This is a genomic window from Citrobacter sp. VF227, assembly GCF_052950715.1.
Genome location: NZ_JBRFVF010000004.1, coordinates 336,607 through 351,664, shown reverse-complemented (window position 1 = coordinate 351,664; position 15,058 = coordinate 336,607). Strand labels below are relative to the sequence as shown.

General features: G+C 54.0%; 13 protein-coding genes. 6 read left to right on the top strand and 7 right to left on the bottom strand.

Annotation, left to right across the window (positions count from 1 at the left end; genetic code table 11):
- Nucleotides 1-18: 18 nt before the first annotated feature.
- Entirely contained in the window at nt 19-624 is a 606-nt protein-coding gene (gene ttdB / locus ACU8YC_RS16195) for a L(+)-tartrate dehydratase subunit beta (RefSeq protein ID WP_187253270.1), read from the bottom strand.
- Entirely contained in the window at nt 621-1,529 is a 909-nt protein-coding gene (gene ttdA / locus ACU8YC_RS16190) for a L(+)-tartrate dehydratase subunit alpha (protein ID WP_252838743.1), read from the bottom strand. Before ttdA ends, ttdB begins: the two co-directional genes overlap by 4 nt.
- Before the next feature lie 212 nt (nt 1,530-1,741).
- Between ttdA and ttdR the strand changes: the two genes are divergently transcribed.
- A complete protein-coding gene (gene ttdR / locus ACU8YC_RS16185; protein ID WP_151217752.1) occupies nt 1,742-2,683 on the top strand; it encodes an L-tartrate utilization transcriptional activator TtdR in 942 nt (313 codons plus the stop codon).
- A 31-nt stretch (nt 2,684-2,714) separates the two neighbouring features.
- Here ttdR and plsY read toward each other — a convergent pair whose 3' ends face one another.
- Entirely contained in the window at nt 2,715-3,332 is a 618-nt protein-coding gene (plsY, locus tag ACU8YC_RS16180; protein ID WP_151217751.1) for a glycerol-3-phosphate 1-O-acyltransferase PlsY, read from the bottom strand.
- Between the two features lie 106 nt (nt 3,333-3,438).
- On the opposite strand from plsY, the gene folB reads away from it, so the two are divergent.
- Nucleotides 3,439-3,807: a bifunctional dihydroneopterin aldolase/7,8-dihydroneopterin epimerase gene (folB, locus tag ACU8YC_RS16175; RefSeq protein WP_151217750.1), complete on the top strand. Its 369-nt coding sequence runs from the start codon at nt 3,439-3,441 to the stop codon at nt 3,805-3,807.
- An 86-nt stretch (nt 3,808-3,893) separates the two neighbouring features.
- A complete protein-coding gene (bacA, locus tag ACU8YC_RS16170; RefSeq protein ID WP_151224367.1) occupies nt 3,894-4,712 on the top strand; it encodes an undecaprenyl-diphosphate phosphatase in 819 nt (272 codons plus the stop codon).
- A 60-nt stretch (nt 4,713-4,772) separates the two neighbouring features.
- Here the strand turns inward: bacA and ACU8YC_RS16165 are convergent, their stop codons facing one another.
- Entirely contained in the window at nt 4,773-6,014 is a 1,242-nt protein-coding gene (locus ACU8YC_RS16165) for a multifunctional CCA addition/repair protein (RefSeq protein WP_446895546.1), read from the bottom strand.
- 61 nt (nt 6,015-6,075) lie between these two features.
- Complete coding sequence (locus ACU8YC_RS16160; protein ID WP_048232822.1) at nt 6,076-6,696, bottom strand: TIGR04211 family SH3 domain-containing protein; 621 nt, start codon at nt 6,694-6,696, stop codon at nt 6,076-6,078.
- Between the two features lie 241 nt (nt 6,697-6,937).
- Here ACU8YC_RS16160 and ACU8YC_RS16155 point away from each other — a divergent pair, with 241 nt between their 5' ends.
- From ACU8YC_RS16155 to hldE, 3 genes are read left to right on the top strand one after another with little or no spacing between them, the layout of a single operon-like run.
- Nucleotides 6,938-8,239 carry a CYTH domain-containing protein gene (locus ACU8YC_RS16155; protein ID WP_151224366.1) on the top strand — a complete coding sequence of 434 codons (1,302 nt, stop codon included), beginning with the start codon at nt 6,938-6,940 and terminating at the stop codon, nt 8,237-8,239.
- 39 nt (nt 8,240-8,278) lie between these two features.
- The gene (gene glnE / locus ACU8YC_RS16150) at nt 8,279-11,119 is read left to right on the top strand and encodes a bifunctional [glutamate--ammonia ligase]-adenylyl-L-tyrosine phosphorylase/[glutamate--ammonia-ligase] adenylyltransferase (protein ID WP_370607921.1); all 2,841 of its coding nucleotides are present in this window, start codon (nt 8,279-8,281) and stop codon (nt 11,117-11,119) included.
- A 59-nt stretch (nt 11,120-11,178) separates the two neighbouring features.
- Entirely contained in the window at nt 11,179-12,612 is a 1,434-nt protein-coding gene (gene hldE / locus ACU8YC_RS16145; protein ID WP_151217746.1) for a bifunctional D-glycero-beta-D-manno-heptose-7-phosphate kinase/D-glycero-beta-D-manno-heptose 1-phosphate adenylyltransferase HldE, read from the top strand.
- A gap of 48 nt (nt 12,613-12,660) precedes the next feature.
- Here hldE and ACU8YC_RS16140 read toward each other — a convergent pair whose 3' ends face one another.
- Entirely contained in the window at nt 12,661-14,322 is a 1,662-nt protein-coding gene (locus tag ACU8YC_RS16140) for a flotillin family protein (RefSeq protein ID WP_446895545.1), read from the bottom strand.
- A gap of 24 nt (nt 14,323-14,346) precedes the next feature.
- Complete coding sequence (locus ACU8YC_RS16135) at nt 14,347-14,976, bottom strand: OB-fold-containig protein (protein ID WP_151224363.1); 630 nt, start codon at nt 14,974-14,976, stop codon at nt 14,347-14,349.
- Nucleotides 14,977-15,058 lie beyond the last annotated feature (82 nt).

The window sequence follows — 15,058 nt, the reverse complement described above, 5'->3', positions numbered from 1 at the left end:
TACGCCCCTCCGGGAGGGTTATTTGATGTAGTGCACGTGCTCGCAGATTTCATCGACGATAGGATCGCGACGTTCAGCGAACAGCTTTTTGTTTTCGGCAATCAGGTTATTGCCGTGGGTATCGATGGAAACGATCAGCGGGCCAAACTCTTTTACCCGGCATACCCATAGAGATTCCGGCATGCCGAGTTCGGTCCAGTGTACCTCTTCAATTTCTTCAACCTGAGTTGCCGCCACGACCGCACAGCCTGCGGGGAAGATGACGTGCAGCGCTTTGAACTGCTTACAGCCTTCTTCCGTCAGCGGTCCCATGCCGCCCTTGCCGACCACCAGCTTGACGCCCGTCTGCTCGATAAAGTCTTTCTCAAACGCTTCCATACGCATGCTGGTAGTTGGGCCAACGGAGACCATCTCCCATTTATCACCGTTCTTACGGACGATCGGGCCCGCATGGAAAATGGCTTTGCCGTTCAGGTCATAAGGAATCGGGCGCTTCAATTCGATCAGGCGGCGGTGGCAAACGTCACGGCAGGTCACCAGCGTGCCGCTCAGGTAAATGACATCGCCAACGCGAATGTCTGCCAGATCTTCGGCTTTGATCGGGGTTGTGAGGATCTTTTTCATAACGCGCTCCGGGTGTGAGACAGGTTTTCGAAGGAGAGGTCGGCATGAACCAACAGCGTGCCGCGACGGTGCGCCCAGCAGCCGGTAGAGACGGCAACGCCGATAGTCGACGGGTGGCGCGCGGCGGATTCGACATGTACGCCCATCACCGAGCTATTCCCGGTCAACCCTTGCGGCCCAATGCCCAGACGGTTAAGCCCTTCTTCCAGACGCAGTTCCAGCTCAGCCGCTTTTGGGTTTGGATGGCGTGATCCGATAGGGCGTAGCACCGCTTTACGAGAAAGCACGGCAGCGGTTTCTACAGAGGTGGCTATACCCACACCTACCAATACCGGCGGACAGGCGTTAACAGCCAGCGTGGAGATATTTTCGAAGACAAATTTCACCACGCCTTCATAGCCTTCAGAAGGCATTAACACTTTTGAGCGCCCTGGCAGCGTACAGCCGCCGCCTGCCATGTAGACTTCGATTTCCGCGTCATCATTATCAGGGATGATGTCCCAGGTGACCCACGGCACGCCCGTACCGGTATTTTTTCCGGTATTCACTTCGTCAAAAATCTCAACCGCGTTATGGCGCAGCGGCGCTTTTACCGTAGCGTCTTCAACGGCCTGTTTCAGAATGCTTTGCAGTTCGCCGAGGAGCGGAAAACGGGAACCGACCTTCACGAAGAACATAATCTCTCCGGTGTCCTGACAGGCAGGGCGGTTCAGGTCGATAGCTTTCTGCATGTTGTCAAACATGGTGTGGTAGATGATTTTACCCATCGGCGAGGTTTCGCCTTCACGCAGTTGCTTTAATTTATCCACAACGTCGTCAGGCATGCGGGTAGAAATCATGGCGGTAAAGTCGGCGACAATGTTCGTCAGCGTAGTTATCGCATGTTGGTTATTTTGATTGCTCATCTTATTAACTCCAGTTCTTTTATTTATCTGGAAATAAACTCTCCGCCAAAAACTAACACTAAAAATGTGGATTTATATTATTTGGCACTGTGAATATCCAATTAGCAGTTCGTGAATGATGTCCAGATAAGGCAATAAAAATTGCGGCAGAGCAGGGTTTAATACGCATGAGAGAATTACACTGCGGTTAATCACATTACGGATTACCGATCATGCTGAACACGTATCCCCTGGCGAAAGACCTGCAGGTGCTGGTTGAAATTGTTCATAGCGGCAGCTTTAGCGCCGCCGCCGCGACGCTGGGCCAGACGCCTGCGTTTGTGACGAAGCGCATTCAGATCCTTGAGTCTACGCTAGGGGCTACGTTGCTAAGCCGCTCGGCACGCGGCGTGGCGCTAACGGAGAGTGGTCAACGTTGCTATGAACACGCGCAGGCGATCCTCGCAAGCTATCAGCATTTGGTCGATGACGTTACGCAACTCAAAACGCGTCCGGCAGGGATGATTCGTATCGGCTGTAGCTTTGGTTTTGGGCGCAGTTATATTGCACCGGCAATTACAGAATTGATGCACAGCTATCCTGAATTACAGGTACATTTCGAACTTTACGATCGGCAAATTGATTTGGCGCAGGATAATATCGATTTGGATATTCGCATCAATGATGAGATTCCTGATTATTATATTGCGCATTTGTTAACGAAAAACAAAAGGATATTATGCGCGGCACCGACGTATTTACAGAAATACGGTGAGCCGATGACGTTACCAGAATTAATTCGACATGATTGCCTGGTCACCAAAGAACGGGATATGACTCACGGGGTGTGGGAACTGGATAACGGCCAGGAGAAAAAGTCGGTTAAGGTGGCGGGACATCTTTCTTCTAACAGTGGTGAGATTGTGCTGCAGTGGGCGCTGCAGGGAAAAGGGATTATGTTGCGTTCCGAATGGGACCTGCAGCCATTTCTGGCTAGCGGGGAACTGGTGCGGGTGCTGCCGGACTATGCGCAAAGCGCCAATATCTGGGCGGTTTATCAGGAGCCGCTGTATCGCAGCGTGAAGCTTCGCGTGTGCGTGGAGTTTCTGGCGACGTGGTGTCAGCGTCGATTAGGCAAGCCGGTAGAAGGGTATCACATCCCCGAGGCCGGATAAGACGCCGACGCGTCACTATCCGACAATAAAATCACTCGGGGTCTTTTTCGCGTTTTTTCTTCAACTTGGTCCAGATCTTCGGTTCCTGACGACGCCACAGGCGCTGAATGTTGTCATGGTGACGAAGCAGAATTAAGCACGACAACATGGACACCGGGAAAGTGAACTGGGGATTGAACCACCAGACGTAAAAAGGGGCAATCAGCGCGCTGACAATAGCGCCTAACGACGAATAGCCGCTTAACAGGACGGTTAACAGCCAGGTTCCGGCCATCACGCCGGTTAAATCCCAGCCAATCGGCGCAATTGCGCCAAAGGCGGTGGCAACGCCTTTCCCACCTTTAAAACCGAAGAATACCGGCCAAATGTGTCCCAGACAGGCGGCGATTGCGATCAATCCCAGCCAGAAGGGGCTGATGCCTAGCGCATAGGCACCCCAGACGGGTAACATACCTTTCAGGACGTCGAAAATCAGCACCGCGACGGCGGCTCCCTTGCCACCGATTCGCAATACATTCGTCGCGCCCGGATTCCCAGAACCACTGTCCCGCGGGTCCGGCAATCCAGCAAGGCGGCATACCAGAATAGCACTGGAAATTGAGCCACAGAGGTACGCGAAGATAATCATTCCAGGCGCGATTGCACTCATAAGCTGTTCCGTTTTGAAAATGTCGTGTAAAACGCTACTTCTGTGGATAATACGCACATTTCGCCGGAAGTGGTATCCGGGTTAGCCAAAAAGCAGGCAGGTCGTGATGGATATTGTATTTATAGAGCAACTTTCCGTAATCACCACTATCGGTGTTTACGACTGGGAACAAACGATTGAACAGCAGTTGGTGTTCGATATCGAAATGGCGTGGGATAACCGCAAAGCGGCTAAAAGCGATGATGTGGCTGATTGCCTGAGCTATGCTGATATTGCACAAACGGTTGTTAACCATGTGGAAGGTGGGCGTTTTGCGCTGGTAGAACGTGTGGCGGAAGAGGTGGCGGATATGCTACTTAGCCGCTTTAATTCACCATGGGTGCGGATCAAACTCAGTAAACCTGGTGCGGTAGCCCGTGCGGCAAACGTCGGGGTCGTCATTGAGCGTGGCAATAATCTGAAAGAAAATAATTAATTTAATAATTTCTAAATCAAACGGGTATAAAAGAGTCCTTTCGTCGGCTCTTTTTTGCCGTGGTTTCTCTATCTAGGGGTTTATTAATGAGTGATATGCACTCGCTGCTGGTGGCGGCAATTTTGGGTGTGGTCGAAGGATTGACGGAATTTTTACCCGTTTCCAGTACCGGCCATATGATTATTGTTGGCCACCTGTTGGGTTTTGAGGGTGATACCGCAAAAACATTCGAGGTGGTGATCCAGTTGGGGTCTATTCTGGCAGTGGTGGTGATGTTCTGGCGACGTTTGTTTGGCCTGATCGGCATTCACTTCGGCAAGGACCCACATGAAGGGACAGGCAAAGGTCGGCTGACGCTGGGGCATATCCTGTTGGGGATGATTCCGGCCGTTGTACTGGGACTGGTGTTCCACGACACCATCAAGTCGCTGTTTAACCCGATCAACGTGATGTATGCGCTGGTGGTTGGGGGCGTGCTGCTGATTGCCGCAGAATGCCTGAAGCCGAAAGAGCCGCGCGCGCCGGGTCTGGATGATATGACCTATCGCCAGGCGTTTATGATTGGCTGTTTTCAGTGTCTGGCGCTGTGGCCGGGCTTTTCTCGTTCCGGTGCGACGATTTCTGGCGGTATGCTGATGGGCGTGAGCCGTTACGCGGCTTCTGAGTTTTCATTCCTGCTGGCGGTACCGATGATGATGGGCGCCACGGCGCTGGATCTTTACAAAAGCTGGTCGTTCCTCAGCGCATCAGATATACCGATGTTTGCAGTTGGCTTCGTGACGGCATTTATTGTGGCGCTGGTCGCGATCAAAACCTTCCTGCAGCTGATTAAGCGCATTTCGTTCATTCCGTTTGCGATTTACCGCTTTATTGTGGCCGCTGCCGTTTACGTCGTGTTCTTCTGATGACTAACCTGGTGCCGGATGGCGGCGTTCCGCCTTATCCGGCCTGGGGGTGATATCCGTTCAGGCGGTGGGTTTAGGACACCGCTTCTCCTTCCAGTTAGCCACCGCTGCGATGCGACGTCGGGTCAGTTCTTCACGAATTGCCTGACCTTTGAATCCCGCTTCCACGACATCTTTCGTGGGTACCGCCTGCGCAACCTGCCAGGCCTCGCGCAACAACCTGCCTTGCGGGTAATCCGCCGCTTCAAAACCGGTTCGCCCACGCACGTCGGCCTCGCTGGTCAGGGCGATTTGCTCCACGCGCTGCGGTTTACGCCAGGCATCGATGGAATCAAACAGCTTAACGATGGTTTTCGGCTGCAGGATCGGGAAGGTATGAATCAGGTCGTGGAACTCAGCCACCAGTTTGGCTAAATCACGGATGTCATTCGGCACGCGCAGGCGCTGACACAGTTGCTCGACCAGCTTAACGCCCGCCGGACCGTGGCCGTGATGGCGCGGCCATAGCGCTTTAGGCGTTAATGCTTTGCCAAGATCGTGGCACAGCGTGGCGAAACGCACGTCGACCTCCGGGCTTAACATGGCTGCCATCGACAGCGTCATCAGCGTGTGAATGCCGGTATCAATTTCCGGGTGCCATTGCGCGGGCGCAGGGACGCCGAACAGGGCATCCACTTCAGGAAACAGAACGCGCAGTGCGCCACAGTCGCGCAGGACCTGAAAAAAAACGTGTGGATTACGGGTGGTTAAGGCGCATTCCGTTTCTTTCCACACGCGCTCTGGCGTCAGGTGTTCCAGCTCGCCAGCGGCGTTCATCTCGCGCATCAGCGTCATGGTTTCGTCGGCAATACGAAAGCCGAGGTGTGCATAACGGGCAGCAAAGCGCGCCACGCGCAACACGCGTAGCGGATCTTCGCTAAAAGCAGGGGAAACATGGCGCAGCAGGCGGTTTTCCAGATCGTCGAGTCCATTATACGGGTCGATAATCTCCCCGTCGTCATCGCGGGCCATTGCGTTGATGGTCAGGTCGCGACGCTGAAGATCGGCCTCCAGCGTCACATCTGGCGCGGCGTAGCAGGTGAATCCGGTATATCCTGAGCCTGATTTACGTTCAGTACGTGCCAGCGCATACTCTTCCCGGGTTTGCGGGTGCAGAAACACGGGAAAATCGCGACCTACCTGCTGGTAACCCGCGTTGAGCATTCCTTGCGGCGTGGCGCCGACTACGACCCAATCTTTATCTTTAATCGGTAGCCCTAATAACGCATCCCGAACTGCACCACCGACCAGATAAATCTTCACGCCACTTTCCTTTTGAAAAAAACATTCCTTAATCATATGTCAGTGTGGCGGAGAAGGCGATTCAGTTCATCCAGCGATCTTTGCGTTTACGGCTTGGGATCATGTGTGGCAGAACCAGACCGAGCAGCAGACCAAGACCCAGCACGCCGCCGCCATACATAAACCATTGCATGATGATAGTACGCTGCTTGTCATCAAGCTGAAGGTTGGCTGCGCTCACCTTCTTTTGCGCCACGATAAGTTCGTTCTTCAGCTTCTGGTTTTCTTGTTTCAGCCCGTCAATCACGCTGTCGCTTTGTGCTACCTTTTGCTGCATGTCGGCGGTACGCTGATTCCATGTGGTATCGATATTATTGAGCTTATCGGTCAAGGTCTTAACCTGGTTTTCCAGGTCGGGAACGCGGGTACGCAGGCTCGGCGTACTGTTCAGCTCTTTCAGTGGGATCCAGGCGGTACGTCCGGTGCTGTCTTTCACCTGGGCGTAGTTGGTGTTGGCATCGGTCTGTAATAGCGTGACTTCCTCGCCGGCGTTAACCGTACCCACGAGGCGATAATTATCTCCCGGACCGCTGCGGACCCAGGTGTTCAGTTCGTCAGAGACATAGCGCTTTTCTTCGGCATGAGAGACTGCAGTGGCGCTAAGTGCGAGTAAAGTTAATCCAATCAGGCGTAATTTTGGCATCAGGCTGTCGTTATTGTCATAGAAAGTGGAACGATAGTAGTGGCATCAGTGTCTCTACGCAAAGCATTCGACATCAATCGGAATCATCTGTGTCCTTTTTGCCACCACCCGAAACTTTTACGCCCGTCAAATTGCTCGTTGCATGGCAATTTGGCGCAAAATACTATCTACTGACCATAAAGAACGAACTTAGTTCGCAGTCAGTTTTCTCAACTGTGACATAACCCATAAGTACAAGACCATGGCCCAGGAAATCGAATTAAAATTTATCGTCAATAGTGACGCTGTAGATGCGCTGCGTGAATGTCTGAATACGCTGGGGGGAGAGCATCATGCGCCCAGCCAGTTGCTGAATATTTACTACGAAACGCCGGATGCGTGGTTGCGTAATCACGATATGGGGCTGCGTATTCGCGGTGAAAACGGTCATTACGAAATGACCATGAAAATTGCCGGACGCGTGACGGGCGGCCTGCATCAGCGACCGGAATTTAACGTTGCGCTGAGCGTGCCTGAGCTGGATCTCGCCTTGTTCCCAACGGAAGTCTGGCCAGATGGCGAACTGCCTGCTGAACTTGCCTCTCAGGTGCAACCACTGTTCAGCACCGATTTTTATCGTGAGAAATGGTGCCTGGATGTTGACGGCAGCCGTATTGAAATCGCCCTCGATCTCGGGGAAGTAAAAGCGGGCGAATGTGCTGAACCTCTCTGTGAGCTTGAACTTGAGCTGCTAAGCGGCGATACCCGGGCGGTACTGAAGCTGGCAAACCAGCTGGTTTCGCAAGCCGGTCTACGCCAGGGCAGCCTGAGCAAAGCGGCGCGCGGCTATCATCTGGCTCAGGGGAATGCGCCGCGTGAACTCAAACCGACGCGCATTTTGCAGGTTCCGGCGAAGGCGAGTATTGAGCAGGGGATGGAAGCGGCGCTGGAGCTGGCATTATCACAGTGGCAGTACCATGAAGAGCTGTGGGTACGCGGCGTCAAAGGGGCGAAAGCCGAGGTTTTGGCTGCAATGGGGCTGGTACGCCACATTCTGATGCTGTTTGGTGGCTGCGTGCCACGAAAAGCGAGCGCTCACTTACGTGATTTGTTGACCCAGTCGGAAGCGATCATCGCGTCTGATGTGTCTGCCGTTTCGGCGGTTTACAGCACCCAAACGGCGATGGCCAAACTGGCGTTAACCGAATGGCTGGTGACCAAAGGGTGGCAGCCGTTCCTTGATGCGAAGGCGCAGGGTAAAATTGCCGACTCCTTTAAGCGTTTCTCGGATACGCATCTCTCACGCCATGCCGCTGAACTGAAAACCACTTTCGCTCAGCCGTTGGGCGATAAGTACGTCGATCAGCTGCCGCGCCTGACGCGCAATATTGATAGCATGCTGATGCTGGCGGGATACTACGACGAAAATGTCGCATCGGAATGGATCGCCAACTGGCAGGGCTTACGTCACGCCATTGCGGCCAACCAATATATTGAAATTGAACACTTCCGCAACGAGGCGATCGCGCTGGAACCGTTCTGGCTGCACAGCGGAAAACGATAATTAGGGTTGAGGCCTCAATACGCAAAGGATGTCCCATACATGAAGCAGCTCTCTTCACCGTTACAGCAGTACTGGCCGACCGTTGTTGAGCGGCTGCCAGCAGCAATCTCTGAGTCCTCGCTTAGCGTGCAGGCGAAGTCAGTGCTTACATTCAGTGATTTTGTCCGCGACAGCATGATTGCCCATCCCGAATGGCTGTCTGAGCTGGAAAGTACGCCACCTCAGGCGGATGAATGGCAACATTATGCCGAGTGGTTACAGCAAGCATTGGTCGATGTCAGCGACGAAAACACGCTGATGCGTGAGCTGCGCTTGTTTCGCCGTCGTATCATGGTGCGTATCGCCTGGGCGCAGACACTGTCGCTGGTGACCGAAGAGAGTATTTTGCAGCAGCTAAGTCATCTGGCTGAAACGTTGATCGTCGCCGCGCGTGACTGGTTATACGCCGCCTGCTGTCGCGAGTGGGGAACGCCCTGTAATCCTGAAGGTGTTGCGCAGCCGCTGCTGATTTTAGGTATGGGAAAACTCGGCGGCGGCGAGCTGAATTTTTCTTCTGATATTGACCTGATTTTTGCCTGGCCGGAGCACGGCAGTACGCAGGGCGGGCGTCGCGAGCTGGATAACGCGCAGTTCTTTACTCGCATGGGGCAGCGGCTCATCAAGGTGCTGGATCAGCCCACAATGGATGGTTTTGTCTATCGGGTGGACATGCGTTTACGCCCGTTTGGCGACAGCGGCCCGCTGGTGCTGAGTTTCTCTGCGTTGGAAGATTATTACCAGGAACAAGGGCGCGACTGGGAACGTTATGCGATGGTCAAAGCCCGCATTATGGGCGATTCCGACGGTACCTACGTCAGTGAACTTCGCGCGATGCTGCGGCCATTTGTCTTCCGCCGCTATATTGATTTCAGCGTGATCCAGTCTCTGCGAAACATGAAAGGGATGATTGCCCGTGAAGTGCGCCGCCGAGGCCTGAAAGACAACATTAAGCTGGGGGCGGGCGGTATTCGTGAAATCGAATTTATCGTGCAGGTATTCCAGCTTATTCGCGGTGGGCGCGAGCCGTCTCTGCAATCCCGATCGCTGTTACCGACGCTCAGCGCCATCAATGAATTGCACCTGCTGTCTGATACCGACGCGGAACAACTGCGCGCAGCCTATCTCTATTTGCGCCGCCTGGAAAATCTGCTGCAAAGTATCAATGATGAGCAGACCCAGACGCTGCCGGGCGATGAACTGAATCGTGCGCGACTGGCGTGGGGGATGAACGTTGATGACTGGCAGCAGTTAACCGATGTGCTGGTCAATCATATGGACAATGTGCGCCGGGTATTCAACGAGCTGATTGGCGATGACGAAGCTGAAACCCAGGAAGAGTCGCTCTCTGAGCAGTGGCGCGAACTGTGGCAGGACGCATTACAGGAAGATGATACCACGCCGGTGCTGACGCATCTGGCAGATGACGATCGCCGGCGCGTGCTGTCTCTGATTGCTGATTTCCGCAAAGAGCTGGATAAACGCACTATTGGCCCACGTGGACGCCAGGTGCTGGATCATTTAATGCCGCATCTGTTGAGCGATGTCTGTACGCGTGACGACGCCTCAATACCGCTGTCGCGCATCACTCCGCTGCTGGTCGGCATTGTGACCCGCACCACCTATCTGGAGCTGCTGAGCGAATTCCCGGGAGCGCTTAAGCACCTGATTTCACTCTGTGCCGCCTCGCCGATGATTGCCAGCCAGCTGGCGCGGTATCCGCTGTTGCTCGATGAACTGCTGGATCCGAACACCCTGTATCAACCCACCGCGACGGATGCCTACCGTGATGAGCTGCGCCAGTATTTGCTGCGCGTACCGGAAGATGACGAAGAACAGCAACTGGAAGCGCTGCGACAGTTTAAGCAAACGCAGCTTTTGCGAATTGCCGCGGCTGATATTGCCGGTACGCTGCCAGTGATGAAGGTGAGCGACCACTTAACCTGGCTGGCGGAAGCCATGATCGATGCGGTAGTCCAGCAGGCGTGGACGCAAATGGTCGCCCGCTACGGGCAACCTACCCATCTTGACGAGCGTGAGGGGCGCGGTTTTGCCGTCGTTGGCTATGGCAAACTGGGCGGCTGGGAACTTGGCTACAGTTCGGATCTTGATTTGATCTTCCTGCATGATTGTCCGATGGACGTAATGACGGACGGTGAGCGTGAGATTGACGGGCGACAGTTCTATCTGCGTTTGTCGCAGCGCATTATGCACCTTTTCAGCACCCGCACCTCGTCTGGTATTTTGTACGAAGTGGATGCGCGGCTGCGTCCATCCGGCGCGGCGGGAATGCTGGTGACATCAATCGACGCTTTCGCCGATTACCAACGCAACGAAGCGTGGACGTGGGAGCATCAGGCGCTGGTGCGTGCTCGCGTGGTATACGGCGACCCGCAGTTGACCTCTCAGTTTGATGCGATTCGTCGCGATATCATGACCCTCGTCCGTGATGGAAAAACCTTGCAGACCGACGTGCGTGAAATGCGTGAGAAAATGCGCGCCCATTTGGGCAATAAGCATCGCGATCGCTTTGATATTAAAGCTGACGAAGGTGGCATTACCGACATTGAGTTTATTACGCAATATTTAGTGCTGCGCTATGCGCATGAAAAACCGAAGCTGACGCGCTGGTCGGATAACGTGCGCATTCTGGAATTACTGGCACAAAACGACATTATGGATGAGCAGGAAGCGCTGGCACTTACCCGCGCTTATACAACGCTGCGCGACGAACTGCACCATCTTGCGTTGCAGGAACTTCCAGGCCATGTAGCGCCGGAACACTTCAACGCTGAACGTACGCTGGTGCATGACAGCTGGCAGAAGTGGCTGGTTGCCGAGTGAAGTGTGCTATTATCGCGCGCAAATTTTAAGACCCTCAGAGAATCTCTCAGGAGACAGGAATGAAAGTAACGCTGCCAGAGTTTGAACGTGCAGGAGTCATGGTTGTCGGTGATGTGATGCTGGATCGCTACTGGTACGGTCCTACCAACCGTATTTCACCTGAAGCGCCGGTTCCGGTGGTGAAGGTCGATACCATCGAAGAACGTCCCGGTGGCGCAGCAAACGTGGCGATGAACATTGCCTCTCTGGGTGCAAATTCCCGTCTGGTGGGTTTGACCGGTATTGACGACGCGGCGCGGGCGCTGAGCAAAACACTGGCGGATGTGAACGTAAAATGCGATTTCGTTTCCGTGCCGACGCATCCGACAATCACCAAACTGCGCGTGCTCTCCCGCAACCAGCAGTTGATTCGCCTGGATTTCGAAGAGGGTTTTGAAGGCGTGGATCCGCAACCGCTGCACGAGCGTATTAATCAGGCGCTGGGCTCTATTGGCGCTCTGGTGCTCTCCGATTACGCCAAAGGCGCGCTGGCAAGCGTGCAGCAGATGATTGCGCTGGCGCGTAAGGCTGGCGTGCCGGTACTTATCGATCCGAAAGGGACCGATTTTGAACGCTACCGCGGCGCAACGCTGCTGACGCCCAACCTGTCTGAGTTTGAAGCGGTAGTCGGTAAATGCAAAAGCGAAGATGAACTGGTTGAGCGCGGCATGAAATTGATTGCTGATTTCGACCTTTCCGCACTGCTGGTTACCCGTTCAGAACAGGGTATGACGTTGCTGCAACCGGGCAAATCGCCACTGCATATGCCGACACAGGCGCAGGAAGTGTATGACGTGACCGGTGCGGGCGATACGGTAATCGGTGTGCTGGCGGCGACGCTGGCGGCGGGTAATTCACTGGAAGAGGCGTGCTATTTTGCTAACGCTGCAGCCGGTGTTGTGGTCGGTAAACTGGGAACCTCCACCGTTTCTCCGATTGAACTCGAAAACGCTGTGCGTGGCCGGGCTGATACTGGTTTTGGCGTGATGAACGAATCTGAGCTGAAACAGGCCGTTGCCAGCGCGCGCAAGCGTGGTGAGAAAGTGGTGATGACCAACGGCGTGTTCGACATCCTGCATGCGGGCCACGTTTCTTATCTGGCGAATGCGCGCAAGCTGGGCGATCGCCTGATCGTGGCGGTAAACAGCGATGCATCGACCAAACGTCTGAAAGGCGAAACGCGTCCAGTCAACCCGCTGGAACAGCGCATGATCGTGTTGGGCGCGCTGGAATCCGTCGACTGGGTGGTCTCGTTTGAAGAAGATACACCGCAGCGTCTGATCGCCGGCATCCTGCCGGATCTGCTGGTTAAAGGCGGCGACTATAAGCCGGAAGATATTGCGGGTAGTAAAGAGGTATGGGCAAACGGCGGTGAAGTGCTGGTGCTGAACTTCGAAGATGGCTGCTCAACGACCAATATCATCAAGAAGATCCAGAAAGACAGCGATAAGTGAGCTCTGACCTGATAGCCGGATAGCGACACTATCCGGCATTATTACGGTTTATTCCTGAGTCACAGCGTTGCTTTCCACAGATTTCAGCGGCTCGGCCAGTGCCGACAGTGAACCGCCGGATAAGCCAATTTCATTTAACAGCGAATCAATCAGCGGCGCTTGTGTACGATAGGCAAGAGCTGCTGATAATGCCTGCTCAGCCAAATTTCCACTGCTTACGTTACCTGCGCTTACTTCACCGACGGCGCCGCCACGATTCAGGCCATCAACCTGAATAATCTTGATTCCGTCGATAGACTTCATTGGCTCAACGGATTTCTCAATAACCGCTGGCAGAGACTGCAGCAGAGCCAGCTTAAATTTCAGGCTGGTCTGTTCGTCGGAAAGCACGTTGATGGCATCGTTGAGCGTACGCTGGGCTTCGGCTTCCGCCAGACCTTTTTTCCGCGTCGCTTCGGCCAGTTCAACAATTGCTGCCGCCTGCAATTCTGCGGCTTCTTTTTCGGCTTTTGCCCGGACGGTCAGTTCAACCGCCTGGGTTTCTGCATCCTGCGCAGCGGCGATCAGCGCAACCTGTTTGGCTCGATCCGCTTCTGCGGTCTGGCGGGTGGTTTCTACGTTCTGCTGGGCGCGAACCGCTTCGGCCAGGGCATCGTTAGCACGCGCTTCGGCCTGAGACTGCTGTTCGGACTTGGCGGCAATGGCGATGGACTTGGTTTGGTTGGCGATCTCCGTTGCCTGCTGCTGTTCGATCTCTTTGATGCGAACTTCACGCTCGGCCTCGACTTTTCTTGATCGCACCGCCTGTTCGCGCTCGATTTCCGTTTCCTGAATCTGGCGTTCGGCAAGAATGCGTGTCTGCTCAGCTTCACGATGACGTTCAGCTTCGAATGCGGCAATTTTGGCGTTTTGCTCGGCCGTGCGGGTCTTCACCTGCTGCTCCTGCTCAAGCGTCATGAAGGCTTCCTGCTGCTCGATCTCCAGCTTGCGCGCCAGCGCATCACGGTTTTTCTCGCGCACCGCAACTTCAACGTCCTGCTCGACTTCGTTACGTTCGCGGCGACGGCGTTCTGTTTCCTGGGTCAGCTTGGTCAGACCCTCGGCATCAAAGGCGTTATTCGGGTTGAAATGGACTTTTTCGGTCTGGTTAAAGTTGGTGAGTGAAACGCTCTCGAGTTCCAGGCCGTTTTTGGACAGGTCTTCCGCGACGGTATTTTGTACGCCCTGAACGAAGTTTTCACGCGTATCCTGCAGTTCATGCATGGTCATCTGCGACGCAGTGGCACGCAGGGCATCGACAAACTTATCTTCTATTAGCACACGTAAATCCTCTGGTGACAGCGTTCGCTGTCCCAGCGTCTGTGCGGCGGTAGCAATTCCTTCAACAGACGGTTTTACACGCACGAAAAAGGCGACGACGACATCCACGCGCATACGGTCTTTGGTGATGAGGCTGTCGACAGTCGAACGGCTCACCTCAAGTTTGAGGGTGTTCATGTTGATAGGAATAATTTCGTGGAAGATGGGCATGACAATTGCGCCGCCGCTCATCACCACTTTTTGCCCGCCAAGTCCGGTACGTACAAACGCCTGTTCAGCAGACGCGCGGCGATACAGGCGGGCAAAGATAATCCCGATAATTAATAAGACGACCACCGCCACAATGGCGGTAAACATCCATGAAGGTAACATGCCAAAAACATCATCCATTGTGTTATTCCCTTAAAGTAAAAATTACAAAACATTTGGCCAGGGGTTTAGCTCGGCCAGGTAACGCGTTGCGGAGAGTCGGCAGATAATCAGCACCTTGTCTCCTTTTTTGAATTCTTGGCCTGCTTCAGGCTCCAGCAGCACATAGTGAGTCTGCCCGAACTTATCGGTAAATTTGCCTTCGCAGGGGGTTCCTGCACTTGCGGAATGTCCGGTAATAATCGCCATGCAGCCGATAAACTCATCTTCTGCGAGGGCGGTGGTTTCATCCCTCGGCAGCCAGGGAGCAATGATTTTTCCGCTGTAATGCACGGCAAAGACGGCAAGAATAAAACTCACCGGAGCAAGCAGTAGGTTGCTGAGCGGTACTTGCCATAGCGTGATCGAACCATGTTGAAGAAGGATGCCGAAGAGTCCGAAGAACCCTGCGAGTAAACACAGCACGATAAGTGCGGGAATACGTCCGATATTCAAATAGTGCAGCGCCTGGCCGATATTGCCGGAAGTCAGGGCATCGTAATGTTCAAGATGCGCATCAAGCGCACCCGAAAGGAAATGCCCGAAAATAAGAGAGATGACTTCCAGTAAGCCAATCAGCAGGACAAATGAAATAGCAAACAGGTAGGGGGCGTTATAATCCGTGAATAAAACCAACTTTCTTCCTCCTGCGACCGCGTTCCCTGATAGTGTCAAAAGTAATGGTTTTACCTCTTACTTTTACATGACGTTACAATAA